This is a genomic window from Alphaproteobacteria bacterium (assembly GCA_041396705.1).
Lineage (GTDB): Bacteria > Pseudomonadota > Alphaproteobacteria > CALKHQ01 > CALKHQ01 > CALKHQ01.
Genome location: JAWKYB010000028.1, coordinates 23,252 through 41,455, shown reverse-complemented (window position 1 = coordinate 41,455; position 18,204 = coordinate 23,252). Strand labels below are relative to the sequence as shown.

19 protein-coding genes and 3 tRNA genes are annotated in these 18,204 nt (G+C 69.4%); 8 read left to right on the top strand and 14 right to left on the bottom strand.

Features of this window, described 5'->3' with window-relative positions; genetic code table 11:
* Positions 1-24 precede the first annotated feature (24 nt).
* From rplJ to R3F55_25570, 9 genes are all read right to left on the bottom strand, one after another.
* Positions 25-567: a 50S ribosomal protein L10 gene (rplJ, locus tag R3F55_25610; protein MEZ5670751.1), complete on the bottom strand. Its 543-nt coding sequence runs from the start codon at positions 565-567 to the stop codon at positions 25-27.
* Positions 568-902: 335 nt separating this feature from the next.
* On the bottom strand, positions 903-1,622 hold the full coding sequence (rplA, locus tag R3F55_25605; GenBank protein MEZ5670750.1) for a 50S ribosomal protein L1: 720 nt from the start codon (positions 1,620-1,622) through the stop codon (positions 903-905).
* Between the two features lie 2 nt (positions 1,623-1,624).
* Positions 1,625-2,059: a 50S ribosomal protein L11 gene (rplK, locus tag R3F55_25600; GenBank protein ID MEZ5670749.1), complete on the bottom strand. Its 435-nt coding sequence runs from the start codon at positions 2,057-2,059 to the stop codon at positions 1,625-1,627.
* Positions 2,060-2,172: 113 nt separating this feature from the next.
* Positions 2,173-2,703, bottom strand: a complete 531-nt coding sequence (nusG, locus tag R3F55_25595; GenBank protein ID MEZ5670748.1) for a transcription termination/antitermination protein NusG — start codon at positions 2,701-2,703, stop codon at positions 2,173-2,175.
* A gap of 4 nt (positions 2,704-2,707) precedes the next feature.
* Positions 2,708-2,905, bottom strand: coding sequence for a preprotein translocase subunit SecE (gene secE, locus R3F55_25590; GenBank protein MEZ5670747.1), 198 nt, complete (start codon positions 2,903-2,905; stop codon positions 2,708-2,710).
* 68 nt (positions 2,906-2,973) lie between these two features.
* Positions 2,974-3,049 (bottom strand) — tRNA-Trp (locus R3F55_25585).
* Positions 3,050-3,075: 26 nt separating this feature from the next.
* Positions 3,076-4,266, bottom strand: coding sequence for an elongation factor Tu (tuf, locus tag R3F55_25580; GenBank protein MEZ5670746.1), 1,191 nt, complete (start codon positions 4,264-4,266; stop codon positions 3,076-3,078).
* 54 nt (positions 4,267-4,320) lie between these two features.
* A tRNA-Gly gene (locus R3F55_25575) sits at positions 4,321-4,394 on the bottom strand.
* 102 nt (positions 4,395-4,496) lie between these two features.
* Positions 4,497-4,581: transfer RNA gene (locus tag R3F55_25570), tRNA-Tyr, on the bottom strand.
* Between the two features lie 274 nt (positions 4,582-4,855).
* Between R3F55_25570 and rlmB the strand changes: the two genes are divergently transcribed.
* From rlmB to R3F55_25535, 7 genes are all read left to right on the top strand, one after another.
* A complete protein-coding gene (rlmB, locus tag R3F55_25565) occupies positions 4,856-5,629 on the top strand; it encodes a 23S rRNA (guanosine(2251)-2'-O)-methyltransferase RlmB (GenBank protein ID MEZ5670745.1) in 774 nt (257 codons plus the stop codon).
* Positions 5,630-5,686: 57 nt separating this feature from the next.
* Positions 5,687-6,466 carry an SDR family oxidoreductase gene (locus tag R3F55_25560; protein MEZ5670744.1) on the top strand — a complete coding sequence of 260 codons (780 nt, stop codon included), beginning with the start codon at positions 5,687-5,689 and terminating at the stop codon, positions 6,464-6,466.
* Positions 6,467-6,478: 12 nt separating this feature from the next.
* The gene (locus R3F55_25555; protein ID MEZ5670743.1) at positions 6,479-7,930 is read left to right on the top strand and encodes an NAD-dependent succinate-semialdehyde dehydrogenase; all 1,452 of its coding nucleotides are present in this window, start codon (positions 6,479-6,481) and stop codon (positions 7,928-7,930) included.
* Between the two features lie 114 nt (positions 7,931-8,044).
* Entirely contained in the window at positions 8,045-8,548 is a 504-nt protein-coding gene (locus tag R3F55_25550; protein MEZ5670742.1) for an ester cyclase, read from the top strand.
* A gap of 99 nt (positions 8,549-8,647) precedes the next feature.
* Entirely contained in the window at positions 8,648-9,589 is a 942-nt protein-coding gene (locus tag R3F55_25545; GenBank protein ID MEZ5670741.1) for an ABC transporter ATP-binding protein, read from the top strand.
* Complete coding sequence (locus R3F55_25540) at positions 9,586-11,019, top strand: hypothetical protein (GenBank protein MEZ5670740.1); 1,434 nt, start codon at positions 9,586-9,588, stop codon at positions 11,017-11,019. Before R3F55_25545 ends, R3F55_25540 begins: the two co-directional genes overlap by 4 nt.
* A 104-nt stretch (positions 11,020-11,123) precedes the next feature.
* A complete protein-coding gene (locus R3F55_25535) occupies positions 11,124-12,446 on the top strand; it encodes a cytochrome c (GenBank protein ID MEZ5670739.1) in 1,323 nt (440 codons plus the stop codon).
* An 81-nt stretch (positions 12,447-12,527) separates the two neighbouring features.
* Here the strand turns inward: R3F55_25535 and R3F55_25530 are convergent, their stop codons facing one another.
* On the bottom strand, positions 12,528-14,774 hold the full coding sequence (locus R3F55_25530; protein MEZ5670738.1) for a molybdopterin cofactor-binding domain-containing protein: 2,247 nt from the start codon (positions 14,772-14,774) through the stop codon (positions 12,528-12,530).
* A 3-nt stretch (positions 14,775-14,777) separates the two neighbouring features.
* Positions 14,778-15,233: a (2Fe-2S)-binding protein gene (locus tag R3F55_25525; GenBank protein MEZ5670737.1), complete on the bottom strand. Its 456-nt coding sequence runs from the start codon at positions 15,231-15,233 to the stop codon at positions 14,778-14,780.
* 355 nt (positions 15,234-15,588) lie between these two features.
* Between R3F55_25525 and gor the strand changes: the two genes are divergently transcribed.
* Positions 15,589-16,941 (top strand): glutathione-disulfide reductase, encoded by a 1,353-nt coding sequence (gene gor / locus R3F55_25520; GenBank protein MEZ5670736.1) that lies wholly within the window; start codon positions 15,589-15,591, stop codon positions 16,939-16,941.
* Between the two features lie 115 nt (positions 16,942-17,056).
* Here the strand turns inward: gor and R3F55_25515 are convergent, their stop codons facing one another.
* The 3 genes from R3F55_25515 to R3F55_25505 form a co-directional block, all read right to left on the bottom strand.
* Entirely contained in the window at positions 17,057-17,563 is a 507-nt protein-coding gene (locus R3F55_25515) for a cupin domain-containing protein (protein MEZ5670735.1), read from the bottom strand.
* A 71-nt stretch (positions 17,564-17,634) separates the two neighbouring features.
* Positions 17,635-17,928 (bottom strand): type II toxin-antitoxin system RelE/ParE family toxin, encoded by a 294-nt coding sequence (locus R3F55_25510; protein ID MEZ5670734.1) that lies wholly within the window; start codon positions 17,926-17,928, stop codon positions 17,635-17,637.
* Complete coding sequence (locus R3F55_25505; GenBank protein MEZ5670733.1) at positions 17,921-18,169, bottom strand: type II toxin-antitoxin system ParD family antitoxin; 249 nt, start codon at positions 18,167-18,169, stop codon at positions 17,921-17,923. The genes R3F55_25510 and R3F55_25505 overlap by 8 nt, the downstream gene beginning before the upstream one ends.
* Positions 18,170-18,204 lie beyond the last annotated feature (35 nt).

Below are 18,204 nucleotides of genomic sequence, written 5' to 3'. Positions count from 1 at the left end.
CAGTGCCCGGGTCTTGCGTTCGCTTCACGCCTGCGCGCCATAGGCTTGCAGGACGCGCACCAGCTTGGCTGCACCCGCATTCAGCACGCCGACCACGTTGGTGGCCGGAGCCGGCAGAATGCGGACCAGCTGCGTTGCCGGTGCAACGATGACCCCGAGCAGTCTTCCACGCAGCTCCTCGATGGGCGGCATCTTCGCCAACGCCTTGACGCCATCGACATCCATCTGCATCGCACCGAGGCCGCCGCCAATGATCTTGAACTTGTCGTTCTTGTTGGCGTAGGCGACCACGGCCTTTGCGGCCGCCACCGGGTCGGCGGCGAAGGCAATGCCGGTCGGTCCGGTGAACATGCTTTGGATGCCAGCGTAAGGCGTTCCGTCCAGGGCGATGCGTGCGAGACTGTTCTTGGTCACCTTGAAGCTGGCGCCGACCGCGCGCATTTCGTGGCGCAGATTGCCCATATCCGCGACCGTCAGGCCGGAATAGTGGGCAACGATCACTGCGCCAGCATTGGCGAACGTGCCGCGAAGCTCGTCCACCTGCGCTGTCTTACGTCCACGGTCCAAGGTCCGTCTCCGCAGTGTGACCGGGGCGCCGGCAGGCCGGCATCCGGTCGGTTGCAGATGGGCCTGGCGGTTGCCGGGCCCGGTTCGCCCTGTCCCAGAACAACGATCCCGGCCCTATGCGGCGCGTCGCGCCGTGCAGGATCGGGTTCGGCTCTGTCTCATGCGGGCGGCTTTTGAGCCCCTGGTTCCGGCGCTCGCGCCGTCGCCGTCGGGGCGCCCGCACTCTCGGACAGGTCGGGGCGTGCCGCGCTAGCCGGCCCGCCCCTGCCCCGCCGCCCGAAGGCGGCGGTATCGGAATGGCCCGGCGTGCGGCAGGCGCAGGCCGGGCACGGAACTCACTCGGCCGCCGCCTCGGCGCCGGTGCCGGACAGCCCGGTCAGATCCAGCTTCACGCTCGGCCCCATGGTCGAGCTGATCGCCACCGCCTTCAGGTACTGCCCCTTGGCGCCGGACGGCTTGGCCCGGTTGATCGCGGCGATGAAGGCGCGCGCATTCTCCGCCAGCTGCGCGGCGCTGAAGCTCGCCTTGCCGATGCCGGCATGGACGATGCCCGCCTTCTCGGCGCGGAACTGCACCTGCCCGCCCTTGGCCGCGTTCACCGCCTCGGTCACGTCGGCGGTCACGGTGCCCAGCTTCGGGTTCGGCATCAGGCCGCGCGGGCCGAGAATCTTACCCAGCCGGCCGACCACCGGCATCATGTCCGGTGTGGCGATCACCCGGTCGAACGCGATCTCGCCGCCCTGCACCGCCTCGGCCAGGTCCTCGGCGCCGACCAGGTCGGCCCCGGCCTTCTTCGCCTCGTCCGCCTTGGCGCCGCGCGCGAACACCGCCACGCGCAGCGACTTGCCGGTGCCGTTCGGCAGCACGACCGCGCCGCGCACGGTCTGGTCGGCATGACGGGTGTCGACGCCCAGGTTGAGCGCGATCTCCACCGTCTCGTCGAACTTGGCCGTGGCCCGCTCCTTGATCGCCGCCACCGCCGCGTCGAGGTCGTAGTGCTTCGTCCGGTCCAGCCCGCTGCGGGCCTTGGCCAGGCGCTTACCCAGCTTCGCCATGGTCAGCCCTCCACCACTTCGAGGCCCATCGAACGCGCCGAGCCCATGATGATCTTGGTCGCCGCGTCGATATCGTTGGCATTGAGGTCGACCATCTTGGTCTGCGCGATCTCGCGCACCTGCGCCATGGTCACCTTGCCGACCGGGCCGCCGCGGCCCGGCGTCTGCCCGCCCTTCGGCAGGCCGGCCGCCTTCTTCAGGAAGTGGCTGGCCGGCGGCGTCTTGGTGATGAAGCTGAAACTGCGGTCACCGTAGGCGGTGATCACGCACGGGATCGGCATCCCGGCTTCCAGCTTCTGCGTCGCCGCGTTGAACGCCTTGACGAACTCCTGGATGTTGAGACCGCGCTGGCCCAGCGCCGGCCCCACCGGCGGTGCAGGCGTCGCCTGCTGCGCCGGTATCGTCAGCTTTATGTAGCCGACAATCTTCTTCGCCATTGCCCCTTATCCTCCGATGCCGCGGCACGGACCATTCCGTCCCGCTCGAGGGCGGCGGTGCGGCGGCGCCGGGCCTTCGGCACCACCTTCCGCCTGAGTCCGCAGGCCGAAGCCTAGAGCTTCTCGACCTGCGAATATTCCAGTTCGACCGGCGTCGACCGGCCGAAAATCGAAACGGCGACCTTGAGGCGCGCGCGCTCGACGTCGACCTCCTCGACCATGCCGTTGAACGACGTGAACGGGCCGTCGCTGACCCGGACCTGCTCGCCCACCTCGAAGGTGATCGAGGGCTTCGGCCGCTCGACGCCCTCCTGCACCTGGCGCAGGATGCGCGCTGCCTCGGCCTCGCTGATCGGGACCGGGCGGCTGCCCGCGCCGAGGAAGCCGGTCACCTTCGGCGTGTTCTTGACCAGGTGCCAGGCCTCGTCCGACAGCTGCATCTTGATCAGCACGTAGCCGGGGAAGAACTTGCGCTCGGAGCTGACCTTGCGGCCGCGGCGCATCTCCACCACCTCCTCGGTCGGCACCGAGACCTCGACGATGTCCTCCTCCAGCCCCTTCTGCTGGGCCTGCTCGCGGATCGACTGCGCCACCTTCTGCTCGAAGCCGGAGTAGACGTGCAGCACATACCAGTGATGGGCCATCCGCCTAGCTCCCCAGCGACAGGATCTGGCGCACGCCGAAGCCGAGCAGGTGGTCGACCAGGAAGAAGAACAGCGCGGCGAGCACGACCATGATGATCACCATCATCGTCGACACCGTCGTCTCCTTCCGGGTGGGCCAGGTCACCTTGGAAGCTTCCTGGCGCACCTCGCGCACGAACTTGGCCGGATTGATCTTCGCCATGATCCCTTAAGCGTCCTCGGGCTCTTCCGGCCCGGTTTCAGTCGCGGCGCGCCGTCACGCGCCGAATGTGGCAGGAGTGGAGGGGCTCGAACCCCCAGCCCCCGGTTTTGGAGACCGGTGCTCTACCAATTGAGCTACACTCCTTCACGCGGCTTCCTGCGACGCCGCGCTTACTTGCTGATGGAGGCGACGACGCCGGCGCCGACGGTGCGGCCGCCCTCGCGGATGGCGAAGCGCAGGCCCTCGTCCATCGCGATCGGCGCGATCAGCTCCACGTCCATCGTGATGTTGTCGCCCGGCATCACCATCTCCGTGCCCTCGGGCAGCTTGATCGAGCCGGTCACGTCCGTCGTCCGGAAGTAGAACTGCGGACGGTAGTTCGAGAAGAACGGCGTGTGACGACCGCCCTCCTCCTTCGTCAGGATGTAGCACTCGCACGTGAAGTTCGTGTGCGGCGTGATCGAGCCCGGCTTCGCCAGCACCTGACCGCGCTCAACGTCCTCGCGCTTCGTGCCGCGCAGCAGAACGCCCACATTGTCACCCGCCTCGCCCTGGTCCAGAAGCTTGCGGAACATCTCAACGCCCGTGCACGTCGTCTTCGACGTCGCCTTGATCCCGACGATCTCGATCTCGTCGCCAACCTTCACGATGCCCCGCTCCACCCGGCCCGTCACCACCGTGCCGCGGCCCGAGATCGTGAACACGTCCTCGATCGGCATCAGGAACGGACGGTCCTTCGGGCGCTCGGGCTGCGGAATGTAGTCGTCCACCGCCTTCATCAGCTCGAGGATCTTGTCGTGACCGATCCCCGCGTCCCGGCCCTCCAGCGCCGCCAGCGCCGAGCCCGCGATCACCGGAATGTCGTCGCCGGGAAAATCGTACGACGACAGCAGCTCGCGAACCTCAAGCTCGACAAGCTCCAGAAGCTCCGCGTCGTCGACCTGGTCCACCTTGTTCAGGAACACAACCAGCGACGGAACGCCCACCTGACGCGCCAGCAGTATGTGCTCCCGCGTCTGCGGCATCGGACCGTCCGCCGCCGAAACCACTAGAATCGCGCCGTCCATCTGCGCCGCGCCCGTGATCATGTTCTTCACATAGTCCGCGTGACCGGGGCAGTCCACATGCGCATAGTGACGGTTCGGAGTCTCGTATTCCACATGCGCCGTGTTGATCGTGATCCCGCGCGCCTTCTCCTCAGGCGCCTTGTCGATCTGGTCGTAGTCCGTGAACGCCGCCCCGCCGCTCTCCGCCAAAACCTTCGTAATCGCCGCCGTCAGCGTCGTCTTGCCGTGGTCCACGTGACCAATCGTCCCGATGTTGCAGTGCGGCTTCGTCCGCTCAAACTTCGCTTTCGCCATGTCTCGCGTTCATCCCCGATCGTCGCTGCGCGTGGTTGGCCATCCGGTCCATACTGGAGCGGGTGATGGGAATCGAACCCACACCGCCAGCTTGGAAGGCTGGAGCTCTACCATTGAGCTACACCCGCAAACCCCATCGCCGCACCGGCCCGCGACCGTGCGGCGACATCAACCCCTTGTTTTGCGTGTCCGCGAACCGCGAATTCCGGCCCACCGGACGGATGGCATGATGGTGGAGGGGGTTGGATTCGAACCAACGTAGGCATAGCCAACGGGTTTACAGCCCGTCCCCTTTAGCCACTCGGGCACCCCTCCGATGTGCATCAATGCTGACCGCGTCCGCGCAAACACGCGTTTTCCGGCGCCCGAGCGTGCCCCGCCGCCGAACCCGCGATTTATTTGCAAAGGCCCCTGCAAGTCAACCACAAACTCGCCCGCCGCGCGGCGGGCGCGGCGCCCGCGATGAGCGTTTGTTTGACCGCGAGGCCTGATATATGCATCCGCCATGGCGCGACGCAAGGACACGAAGGGAACCCGCCCCGGCAAGACCCGCAACCATGGGCCGGCCAAGCCGCGGCGCGAGCGCCCGGTGCCGAAGGCCACAGTGGCGCCGCTGCCGGCGCGCGGCGAGCCGTTCACCAGCGACGATGCGGTCTGGCTCTACGGCCTGCACGCGGTCAAAGCGGCGCTGGGCAACGAGGTGCGGCGCATCCGCCGGCTGCTGGTGCGCCCTCCGGTCGACGACGGCGTCGTCGCGCTGGCCCGCAAGCGCCAGGTGACGCCGGAGCCGGTCGACCGTCCGGCGCTGGAGGCGGTGCTGCCGCCGAACGTGGTCCACCAGGGCACGGCCATGCTGGTCGACCCGCTGCCGCCGACGGCGCTGTCGGCGCTGTGCGTGGAGCCGCTGCGCGACGCGGTGGTCGTGGTGCTGGACCAGGTCACCGACCCGCAGAACGTGGGTGCCATCCTGCGGTCGGCCGCGGCCTTCGGCGCCCGTGCGGTGGTGGTGCAGTCGCGGCACGCGCCGCCAGCGCACGGCACGCTGGCCAAGGCGGCCAGCGGCGCGCTAGAGCTGGTGCCGCTGGTTTCGGTGACCAACCTGGCCCGTGCGATCGGCGAGCTCGCCGACGCCGGCCACACCGTGGTCGGCCTGGACAGCGCCGCGCCGGAACGGTTGGATCAGATCGAGCTGGACGGCCCGGTGTGCCTGGTGATGGGGTCGGAGGGCAAGGGCATGCGCCGGCTGACGCAGGAACGCTGCGACCATGTCGCGCGGCTGCCGACCGGCCCCCGTTTGGCGGACCTCAACGTATCCAACGCCGCGGCGATCTGCCTCTACGAACTGGCGCGCCGCCGGCCGTAACACCCGGCGGGAACGCGCGGTCGGGCCGCCCGGCCGCCGAAGCATGAGGGAAGCGAGATGGAGCTGCGACTGGACGGTGCGCGGGTGCTGGTCACGGCGGCAGGCAGCGGTATCGGCCGGGTGATCGCCGAGACGTTCCAGGCGGCCGGGGCCGACGTGTTCGTCTGCGACGTCGACACCGATGCGATGCAGCAGACAGTGGCCGCGCTCAGCCTGGCCGGCGCGGTGCGCTGCGACGTCAGCGAGCCGGACGATGTCGACGCGCTGTTCGCGGCGGCTGCGGACGCGCTCGGCGGCCTCGACATCCTGGTCAACAACGCCAGCATCGCCGGCCCGACCAAGCCGGTCGAGGAGATCGCGCCGGAAGACTGGCGCCGCTGCATGGCGGTGAACATCGACGGCCAGTTCCTTTGCGCCCGCCGCGCCGTACCGCTGCTGAAGGCGGCCGGCGGCGGGTCGATCGTCAATCTGTCGTCGCTGGCCGGCCGGCTCGGCTATCCGCTGCGCACGCCCTATGCCGCGTCGAAATGGGCCGTGGTCGGCTTCACCAAGAGCCTGTCGATCGAGCTCGGCCCGCACAACATCCGGGTCAACGCGATCCTGCCCGGCGTGGTGGCCGGCCCGCGCATCGACCGGGTGATCGGCGCCAAGGCCGAGCAGCGCGGGCTGTCCTTCGCGGCGATGCGGGACAAATATGTCGGCATGGCCTCGCTGAAGGTGATGGTCACGGCGCAGGACATCGCCAACACCGCGCTGTTCGCCTGCTCCGACGCCGGCCGCCACATTTCCGGCCAGACATTCTGCGTCGACGGCGACGTCGACAGCATCCGCGACTAGGGGAGGCGCATCATGCAGTTCAACGATCCGGCCCTGTTCCGCCAGCAGTGCTATGTCGGCGGCCAGTGGATCGACGCGCCGTCGGGCGCGACCATCCAGGTGACCAATCCGTCCACCGGCGACGTGCTCGGCACCGTGCCGAAGCTCGGCGCCGGCGAGACCCGCACCGCCATCGAGGCGGCCGAGGCGGCATGGCCGGCCTGGCGCGCGAGGACCGGCAAGGAACGGGCGGCGATCCTGCGCAAGTGGAACGACCTGATCCTGGCCAATGCCGACGACCTCGCGCGGATGATGACGCTGGAGCAGGGCAAGCCGCTGGCCGAATCCCGCGGCGAGGTGACCTATGGCGCCTCGTTCGTCGAGTGGTTCGCCGAGGAGGCGAAGCGCGTCTACGGCGACACGATCCCGACCTACGCCCGCGACCGGCGCATCCTGGTGCTGAAGGAGCCGGTCGGCGTGGTCGCCGCGATCACGCCCTGGAACTTCCCGATCGCGATGATCACCCGCAAGTGCGCCCCTGCGCTGGCCGCCGGTTGCACCGTGGTGGTCAAACCGGCCTCGGCCACGCCCTATTGCGCGCTTGCGCTGGCCGCGCTGGCCGAGCGCGCCGGCGTGCCGGCCGGCGTGATCAACATCGTCACCGGCGGCTCCGCCGAAGTGGGCGGCGAGCTGACCGGCAACCCGATCGTGCGCAAGCTGTCGTTCACCGGCTCGACGGCGGTCGGCAAGGTGCTGCTGGAGCAGTGCGCCGGCACGGTGAAGAAGGTGTCGATGGAACTGGGCGGCAACGCGCCGTTCATCGTCTTCGACGACGCCGACCTCGATGCGGCGGTCGAGGGGGCGATCCAGTCGAAGTTCAGGAACACCGGCCAGACCTGCGTCTGCGCCAACCGCATCCTGGCCCAGAGCGGCATCTACGACGCCTTCGTCGCCAGGCTGTCGGAGGCGGTCGGTAAGCTGAAGGTCGGCGACGGCTTCGAGGAGGGCGTCACCCAGGGCCCGCTGATTGACATGGCCGCGGTCGAGAAGGTCGAGGAGCACATCGCCGACGCGGTTTCGCACGGCGGCCGCGTGCTGACCGGCGGCAGCCGTCACGCCCGCGGCGGCAGCTTCTTCGAGCCGACGGTGCTGGCCGACGTCACCACGGCGATGAAGGTGACCAACGAGGAAACCTTCGGCCCGGTCGCCCCGGTCTATCGCTTCCAGACCGAGGACGAGGCGGTCCGCATGGCCAACGACACCGAGTTCGGGCTCGCCGCCTACTACTTCACCCGCGACATCGGCCGGGCCTGGCGGGTCGGCGAGGCGCTGGAGTATGGCCTGGTCGGTTGCAACGCCGGGGTGATCTCGACCGAGATCGCGCCGTTCGGCGGCTACAAGGAGTCCGGGCTCGGCCGCGAAGGCTCCAAATACGGCATCGATGAGTTCGTCGAGATCAAATACCTGTGCATGGGCGGGGTCTGACCCGCGGTTGCGCCGCCACCACGCTGCTGCGACAATCGTGACGCGAACTGCTGCGGCCCGGCGCACGGTCCAGCCGCGCGATACGGCGCCGAGGCGGAACACGGGAGCGCGATGATGCCGAAGCCCAAGCCGATCCTGATCGCCTGTGCGCTGGTCCTGACCGCAGGCGCGTCGTCCGCCGTCGCCTGCCAGGGCGGACCCGAGGCGAACAAGCGCGTCGTCGCCGAGGCGATCGCACGGGTGTGGAATGCCGGCGACACCGCCGCGATCGACCGCCTGTTCGCCCCCGACTATGTCGACCACAGCGCCGACCCGCTGCTGCCAGACGGGCCGGACGGAGTCCGCATCGTCTACACCGCGATGCGGGCCGCCTTTCCCGACCTGCAGATGGCGATCCAGGACCAGATCGCCGACGGCGAACTGGTGGCGACGCGGGTGGTCCTGTACGGCACCAACTCCGGGCCCTTCATGGGCTCGGCGCCGACGGGCAACCCGGTGCTGATCCCGGCGATGCATTTCGACCGGGTCTGCGACGGCCGGATCGCCGAGCACTGGGCGGTGATCGACACGGCCGCGTTGGCGGCGCAGCTGGACACCGATTCCGCCGTCGCGGACTGATCCGCAGCGCATGACGGGATCGACGGTCCGGCCATCCTGCGCTAGGGGTGGCCGTCGGCCGCGGCCGAATGGATTCGAACGACGGGGACGGCAGCGGTCGTGCTGAAGGTTTCCAACCTGATCTACGACTATCCGGGCCTGCGCGCCTTGAACGATGTCTCGTTCGAGGTGAAGCCGGGCACGATCACCGCGCTGGTCGGTCCGAACGGCGCCGGCAAGACCACGCTGCTGCGCTGCATTTCCGCGCTGGAACGGCCGATGGCCGGCACGGTGACGATCGACGGCGAGGACGCGCACCGCGACCCGCGCCACACCCATGCGGTCCTCGGCTACCTGCCGGATTTCTTCGGCCTGTACGAGACCCTGACGGTCAGCCAGTGCCTGCGTTACCGCGCGGCGGCCCAGGGACTGCCCGCCCGCGACCAGCGTGCGGCCGTGGTGCGTGCGGCCGAGCGCATGCAGCTGACCGACCGGATGAAGCAGCGCGCCGGCGCCCTGTCGCGCGGCCTGAAGCAGAGGCTCGCCATCGCCCAGGCGATCATTCACGAGCCGGCCTTCCTGCTGCTCGACGAGCCGGCCTCCGGCCTCGATCCCGAGGCACGGATCCAGCTCTCGTTCGTCCTGCGCCAGCTCAGCGTCGACGGCATGACGCTGATGGTCTCGTCGCACATCCTGTCCGAGCTCGAGGACTATGCGACCGACATGCTGGTGATCCGCAACGGCCGCGCGGTCGATTTTCGCCCGCTGGGCGATGCGCACAGCCGCGACGGCGGGCCGGTCAGGCTGAACGTCGCGCTGGCCCACCCCGACCCGCGGCTGGGCGAGGTGCTGTCTGCCCTGCCGCAGGTGTCCGCCGCGGCGGTCGAGGGCCGCTCCGCCAGCTTCGCCGCCGATCCGGACCTCAAGAACCGCGCCGCGATCCTGAAGGCGCTGGTCGACGCCGGCCTGCCGGTCTGCGGCTTCAGCACGGAAAAGGTCGGCCTGCGCGCCGCCTACATGGCCAACGCCGACGGCGGCGGCGGCACGGGAGCGACGCCGTGAACCCCGAGTTCCGCCGCAACCTGTGGATCGAGCTGACCGGGCCGCGGATCGCGCTCGCGGTCGGCGTGCCGGCGATCCTGCTGCTGGCGGTCTGGCTGCGGCCCGGCCACGACATCACCCTGATCAACAACATCTCGATCCTGCTCTACAACCTCGGCGCCTTCATCGGGGGCCCGCGCCGCGCCGCCAACTCGATCGCGATCGAGGTGCGCGGCCGGACCTGGGAGGGTCAGGTGATGTCGGCGCTCAGTGCCTGGTCGATGACCTGGGGCAAGCTGCTGGGCGGCTGCGCGCTGGTCTGGATCTCGGCGCTGATCTGTCTCGGCAGCTCGCTCGCGATCGAGCTGCAGATCTTCCCGACCGGGACGGCACTGGGCAATGCGGGGTTGCGCATTTTCACCGCCTTTGCCGCCCAGGCCGTCGCTTTCTGCAGTGCGCTGATCATCCTGCGCAAGAGCGCGGCGGGCAAGTCGCTGAACTCCACCCTCAGCCAGGCGGTCGGCCTGATCGCTGCCGCGATCTTCGGGCTGGCCTTCGCGCCGACGGTCACCCAGTACAGCTGGATGTGGACGGTGTTCGAGCAGCAGTCGGGCTTCGACCTGAGCATCGCCTGGTATGGGCTGCAGGCCGACGGCAACCTGTTCCGCGTGGTCTCGCTCGCCATCTTCGTCGGCTGGACCTGGCTTGCCGCCAACCGGCTGATGCGCCACGTGCTGCAATATTCCAGCATGCCCTGGGCCTGGCCGGCCTTCGTCATCTTCATGGTGGTCTATTTCGGCGGTTTCTTCTCCGCCGGGGCGGGCAGCAGCGGCTGGGTCGCGGCCGGCTTCTTCATCGTCGCCTGGCTGACCTATCCGGCGGCGTTGAGCGATGTGAAGGATGCCGTCGCCTATGGCTGGCTGCGCCGCGACCTGTCCGCCGGGCGCTGGCGCAACGCGCTGCAGCGCATGCCGGCGTGGATGCCGACCCTGGCGATCCTTCTCGTCTTCGGCATCGCGGTCGCGGTCAGCGCGCCGTTCTCGTCGCTGTCCGCCCTGCGCGTCGACGACTTCGAGGGCCTTGGAGACCTGCTGACATCGGGCGCCTGGCTCAGCAGCAGCCTGATGCTGGCGATCCTGCTGTTCGTGATCCGCGACCTCGGTATCATCCACCTGCTCGCCTTCTCCGACGCCGGACGCTATTCGGACGTGGTCGCGGTGATCGTGCTGATCGCGCTCTATCTGGTCATCCCGATTGCCGGCTCGGCCGCCGGCAGCGCGGCGATGGTCGCCGCCTTCCTGCCGCTCGACCTGGGCGACCCGGCCGTCACGCTGGGCCCGGTGGCGGTGGAAGCCGTGGCCACCACGATCGCCGCCAGGGCGATGGCGCGGCGCGCGGCGCGCCCGCCACGGCCGGCGACCGGCAGCGCGGGAGCGTCTGCCGCCGCCTGACCGGCGCCGGCGCCATTGTGCCTGGACATGGCCGCGCAAGCGGGTTTTTCTGAACCTCCAGCGCTCGACGCCGGGACCGCAGCCATGACCGGGACACCGTCGCCATGGGACCGATCGTCCGCATCATCATTCGGCTCGCCGTCGTCGCGATCGTCGGCGCCGCCATCGCGGTTGCCGGTCTCTACATCCTGGCGCAGCACGACGCGATCGCCCCGCTGGAGGCGGCGGTGGAGCCGGACGCGGCGCTGGCGGCCGAGGGCGAACTGCTCGCCGCCGTCGGCGACTGCGCCGTCTGCCACACGCGGCCGGGCGGCCCTGCCTTCGCGGGCGGACGGCCGCTGGAGACGCCGTTCGGGACGGTCCATTCCACCAACATCACGCCGGACCCCGAGACCGGCATCGGTCGCTGGCCGCTGGCGGCCTTCGTGCGGTCGATGCGCGAGGGTATCGACCGCGAGGGCGACCACCTCTACCCGGTCTTTCCCTACGACCATTTCCGCCTGGTCACCGATGAGGATCTCGCGGCGCTCTACGCCTATCTGATGAGCCTGGAGCCGGTCGCCGCGGAGCCGGTGGCCAATACGCTGGACTTCCCCTTCGACCGGCGAATGCTCGTGGCCGGCTGGAACCTGCTCTACCTCGACGAGGGAGTCTTCCAGCCGGACCCGTCGCGCGACGCCGAATGGAATCGCGGCGCCTATCTGGTCGAGGGCCTGGGCCACTGCGGCGCCTGCCATTCGCCCCGTGATGGGCTCGGCGGCATCGTCGCGGACGCGCCCTTCGCGGGCGGCGAGGCCGAAGGCTGGCACGCGCCCGCCCTCGGCGCCGCATCGCCGGCGCCGATCGCCTGGGACGTCGACCCGATGGTCAACTACCTGATCGACGGCTGGGACCGCGATCACGGCATCGCCGCCGGTCCGATGACCGCGGTGGTCAACAGCCTCTACCTGTTGCCGGAGGACGACATCTACGCCATCGCCGCCTATGTCGTTTCGCTGCAGGGCGACGCGGCCGGCAACGCATCGCGCCGCGACGACGCGATCGCCTTCGCCGAGGCCCAGGCCTTCGGCGTCGACGGGCCGCCGCCGAGCCTGGCGGTGACGGTCGGCAGCAATGCGGCCCTGCAGCGCGGCGCGGACACCTTCGCCGCGATCTGCGCCAACTGCCATCGCAGCGACGGCCAGACCGCACCGTTGGCGCTGACCGCGACGATCAACGCGCCGGTGCCGGACAACGCGATCCGGGTGATCCTGGACGGCATCCAGCCGCCGGAAGGGTCGCCGTCGCGCACGATGCGGGCCTTTGACGCCGCGCTGTCCGACGCGGAACTGGTCGATCTGCTCGCCTTCCTGCGCGCCCATTTCAGCCGCGCGCCGGTCTGGACCGATCTCGCGCAACGGGTAGCGGCAATCCGCGGCGACGACTGAGCGCGACCGGGACGCACCAGAAGAAACGGCCCGCAGGGCTGTCCCTGCGGGCCGTCATCTGTCAGCGCCAGCGACGCGCGCTCAGGCGCGCAGGCCCTCAAGCACCCGGTCGGGCGTCAGCGGCAGGCGGCGGAAGCGCACGCCGGTGGCGCTGAACACCGCATTGCCGAGGGCGCCGGCGGTCGGTCCCTGCGACGCCTCGCCGGTGCCGAGATAGGGTGCGCCCGGCCGGTCGATCAGCTCGACCTGCACCGGCGGCACCTCGTTGAAGGTGAGGATCGGGTAGCTCGCCCAGTCCTCCGACAGCACGCGGGTGTCGTCGAACCGCACCTCCTCCTTCAGTGCCCAGCTCAGCGACTGGATCAAGCCGCCCTCGATCTGGTTGGCGATATTGTCCGGGTTGACCATGTGGCCGCTGTCGCTGGCGGCGACCGCGCGCGTGACGCGGACTCGGCCGTTGCGCGGCGTGACCTGCACCTCCATCGCCACCGCGCAGTAGGTGGCGTAGTTCTTGTACTGGGCGAAGCCGATGCCGCGGCCGGTGTTGCGGCCCGGCTGCCAGCTGTCCCAGCCGAACGCCTCCGCGGCACGCAGCAGCACGTCGCGGGCGCGTTCGTCCTCCAGGTAGCGCAGGCGGTACTCGACCGGATCGACGCCGGCCTCGTGCGCCAGTTCGTCCATGAAGGACTCGATGGCGAACACGTTGGCGAAGGCGCCGAGCCCGCGGGTCGCCGACACGCGCAGCGGCATCTGCTTGGCGAAATTCACCGCCATGCGCTGGTGCGGGAAGACGTATTTCGCCTCGCCGTTGCGGCCCGAGGAGTAGTTCGGACCGCGGCCGTCGCCTGGCTCCGGGGTCGGGAACGGGGTGGCCAGGTAGCGGGCCGACAGCAGGTTGCCGGCGTCGCCGCCGGCCGGCCGCGTGCTGTGGGTGGTCGAGTAGATGTCGTGGTTCCAGTCGAGCACATTGCCCGCGGCATCGACCTCGGCCCGCAGCTTGTTGACCATCGCCGAGCCGTAGGGCTCCCACCGGTGCTCCTGCTCGCGGGTGTATTGCAGCCGTACCGCACGGCCCGGCACAGCGCGGGCCAGCAGCGCCGCATCGGCCGCCGCGTCATCGGCCATGTTGTGGCCGTAGCAGCCGGAGCCCTGGGTGTGCAGCAGCCGCACCTTGCCCTCTTCCATGCTCAGCATCGCGGCGATGGCGCGGGCGGTGCCGTAGACGCTCTGGCTGTGGGTGCGCACGGTCATCACGCCGTCGTCGCCCATCTTGGCCACCGCGCAGGAGGTGCCGATCGAACCGTGCATGTGATAGGGCCGGTAGTAGGTCGCCTCCATGGTCTTGACCGCGCCGGTGCCCGGCGTGCCGGCGTTGACCCATTCGTTGACCACGTCGACGTTGGCCTGCAGCCAGTCGAAGATGCCGTCGTGGCCGGGCAGCACGCTCTCGACGTTCCACTGTGCCGCGGCGGCGATCGCCTCCATGGCGGCGTCGGCCTGCTGCTCGCGCTCGGCCACCACGCCGAGGAAGCTGCCGTCGCGCACCACCGCCAGCACGCCGGGCATCGCCTCGACCGCCGCGGTGTCGATCGCGGCCAGGGTGGCGGCATAGGTCGGCGGCCGGATGACCCGGCCATGGGCCATGCCGTCCTCGCGATACTCCTGCACGTAGATCGCCTCGCCGGTCATCTTCGCCGGCAGGTCGACGCGCGGGATCGACTGGCCGATGTAGCGATGCTCGGCGATCGGCATCGGCTGCACCGTCCCGGTGGCGTCGCGCGTCAGGTTCAGGTTGTCGACCAGTTCCCAATAGGTGATCGACGCGCCGTCGGCCGCCGCGATGGTGCCGTCGGCGATCGTCAGGCCCTCGGCCGGCTGGCCCAGCTTCTCCGACGCGAGGTCGAGGAGGATCTGGCGCACCTCGGCGGCGGCCTGCTGCACGGCCGGGGCGCAGTTCGGCATCGACTGCGAGCCCGCGGTGGTGCCCTCGTCGGGGGTGTCCCAGGTGTCGCCGGAGATCACCTGCAGGCGCTCGAAGTCGATATAGAGCTCGTCGGCAGCGATCTGCGACACGGCGGTCAGCACGCCCTGCCCAAGCTCCACCTTGCCGACCATCAGGGTGACGGTGCCGTCGGCGTTGACCCTGATCCACGACCCGAGGTTGCGGATCTTGTCGAGGTCGCCGGGCAGCGCAGTCTCCTCCGCCGCGAGGGCGGAGCCGCCCACCTTGCCCAGGGCCGAGAAGCCGACGGCGACGAATCCGGTGTGCTTCATCAGCTGGCGGCGGGTGATCGAGAACGCGGTCGATGGCGTCAGCGGCTTGTTCATGGCTCAGGCCTCCTGCGCTGCGCGCAGCACGGCGCGGACCACGCGGTTGTGGGTGCCGCAACGGCAGAGGTTGCCGTCGAGCGCGGCCCGCACGTCGCTTTCGGTCGGGCTCGGATTGCGGTCGAGCAGCGCCTGCGCGGTCATGATCATGCCCGAGGTGCAATAGCCGCACTGCGCCGCCTGCTCGTCGATGAAGGCCTGCTGCAGGCTGCCCGGCTTGTCGCCCTCGCGCAGCCCGGCCAGCGTTTCGACCGAACGCCCTGCGGCGGCGGAGGCCGTGGTCTGGCACGACGCCACCGGCTCGCCGTCGATCAGCACCGTACAGGAACCGCATTGCGAACGGCCGCAGCCGTATTTGGTGCCGTTGACCTGCAGGTCGTGAACAAGAACGGACAACAATGTTGCCCCATCAGGCGCGTCGACCTGGACGTCCTGATTGTTGAGACGAAATGCAATCATGTTGGTGTTCCTCCCGCTACAGCGCCAGATTAGACCACAGTCGAGGCGACACCAAAGCAATTTACCTCCGGAGCGAAACTGGCCAGTTCTCCTTAAATCATATGATGAATTCGACCGTATGATTGTGCGGCGCAGCATAAAATTGCGAGGATTATTTATGTGATGCGCTCGCTACAATTGTTCGCCGCGGGCTCGCCACCAGAGAGCTACGTCGGCGCCGTGCGTCAACGCCAAGCTGGCGGTCCATGGCGACACATCGCTCGGCCGGCCGCCGGGCTCCGGTGCGGCTTGACGCGGCGGCGCTGTCGTCGCACTTCATCGGCTCCCGCCGAACCGCCGCCGCGAAGGACCCGCCATGGCAGACTACGACTACGACCTGTTCGTCATCGGCGCCGGCTCCGGCGGCGTGCGCGCGGCGCGGATCGCGGCCGGTCATGGCGCCCGGGTCGCGATCGCCGAATCCTGGAAGGTCGGCGGCACTTGCGTGCTGCGCGGCTGCGTGCCCAAGAAGCTGCTGGTCTATGGCGCCCACTTCGGCCACGACTTCGAGGATGCCGCCGCCTTCGGCTGGACGGTGGATGGCGCGCGCCACGACTGGCCGACGCTGATCGCCAACAAGGACCGGGAGCTCGACCGGCTCAACGGCATCTACCTGAAGCTCCTGGCCAACGCCGGCGTCGAGCTGATCATGGGCCGGGCCACGGTCGCCGATCCGCACACGGTGCAGCTCGCCGACCGGCAGATCACGGCCGCCTACATCCTGGTCGCGGTCGGCGGCTGGCCGTTCAAGCCGCACTATCCCGGCATCGAGCACGCGATCACCTCGAACGAGGCGCTCGACCTCGCCCGCTTCCCGAAGCGCATCGCCATCGCCGGCGGCGGCTATATCGCGGTCGAGTTCGCCGGCATCTTCAACGCCCTCGGCGCCGAGGTGACCCAGGTCTATCGCGGCCACCAGATCCTGCGCGGCTTCGACGAGGACGTGCGCCAGTTCCTTGCCACCGAGCTGACCAAGAAGGGCGTGACCATCCGCTGCGGCGTGCACGGTGCGCGGATCGACCGCAAGCACGACTGCTATGTCTACACCCTCAGCGACGGCACGGCGCTGGAGGTCGACGAGGTGATGTATGCCACCGGCCGCCGCCCGAACACGCCGGGGCTGGGCCTCGAGGCGGCCGGCGTCGCGCTGGCCGAGAACGGCGCGATCGAGGTGGACGCCGAAAGCCGCTCGTCGGTGCCCAGCATCTATGCGGTCGGCGACGTCACCGACCGTATCGCGCTGACGCCGGTCGCCATCGCCGAGGGCCACGCCTTTGCCGACACGGTGTTCGGCGGCAAGCCGCGTACGGTCGACCACGACAACGTCGCCTCGGCGGTGTTCAGCCAGCCGCCGGTAGCTTCCGTCGGCCTGGCCGAGCACGAGGCACGCGAGCGCGGCTTTGCCGTGACGATCTACAAGGCCGACTTCCGGCCGATGAAATACACGCTGGGCGACAACCCCGAGCGCTCGCTGATGAAGCTGGTGGTCGACAAGGCCACCGACCGGGTGCTCGGCGCGCACATGGTCGGCGTCGACGCCGCCGAGATCATCCAGGGCATCGCCATCGCCGTGAAGATGGGCGCGACCAAGGCCGACTTCGACGCCACCATCGGCATCCACCCGACCGCGGCCGAGGAATTCGTGACGATGCGGACCCCGGCGGGCTGAGCGCCGCCCCGGCCGGAGCGTCCCGCGTCCCTGCGGACGCAGATGAGATGCTTCACCCCATTGAAATCGAGCGGCTTTTCTTCGTCCGAATTGTTCCCTTCGGTCGGATAGCGCTCTAGGCCCAAACCGCCAACAGGCCGTCGGCGCGGCCGACCGGGTCGCTCTGCGGCACCGGCACCGCGCCGGCCTGGCGGATGGCGGCGGCGAGATCGACCGTGTCCGGGTCGGTGACGGCGCCGTCCTGGCCGGGCGGATAGCCGCCGACGACCAGGAACCCCGGCCGCTGCGCCAGCCGCTTGTGGCCGACACCGGCCGGGATCACCACCACGTCGCCGGCATTGAACTCCGCCTCGATGCCGTCGTCGCCGCCGAAGCCGACCCGCGCCCCGCCGCCGACGCAACCCAGCACCTCGTGCGACCGCAGGTGATAGTGCCAGTAGGGGAACACGCCGTTCAGCCACGTGTTCTGCCAGCCGTTGGCCCGGAACAGCGCGGTGCATCCGTCGGGGCTCAGCGCGGTGCCGCTCAGCGCCTGCCGGAACACCACCAGCGGCAGCCGCCCGTTGTTCGGCATCCCGCCGCCCGGCTGCAGCAGAAAGGTCTCGATCATTGCCGCGGCCATTGCATCCGATCCCCGTGTGACTGCCAGGCGGCCGGGACGTGGACCCTGCTCACCCGGGACCGACACATCGGTCAGAACCGGCTGCGCGTCGGGTCCTGGCCCGGGCCCAGGATGTGCAGAACGAACACGCCGTCGCTCTTTCTTCGATAGTAGATCGCGTGCGCGCCATGCACCAGCCCGCGCACGCCCGGCGCGATGTGCGACTGGTCGGATCCGATATCCGGATGTGCACCGATGGTCTGCATCGCGCCCAGCAAGGCTTCGCGACAGGACCGCGCCTGCGCAGGCCCGAAACGCTCGGTGGTGAAGCGGGCGATGTCCGCCAGGTCGCTCGCCGCCTTGCATGAAAGCGTGAGGTCAGGCACCGCGACTTAGCGCACGCGCTTCGCCCTCGGCCCACACATCCTCCGGCGCGCGACCATCCGGCCCACTCGCTTCCGCTTCCGCCAAAAGGGCGCGCAGGTCCGCGTTCGCCTGGTTCGCCCGCTGGTCGCGACGGACGAGATCGCGAAAGAACTCGCTGACGTTGCCATATTGCCCGCTCTCGACACGGGCCGCGACATAGGCGGTCATCTCGTCGGGCATCGAGATCGTCACCTTGGCCATCGGCCTGCCTCCATGCTTCGGAACAATTCGGAACT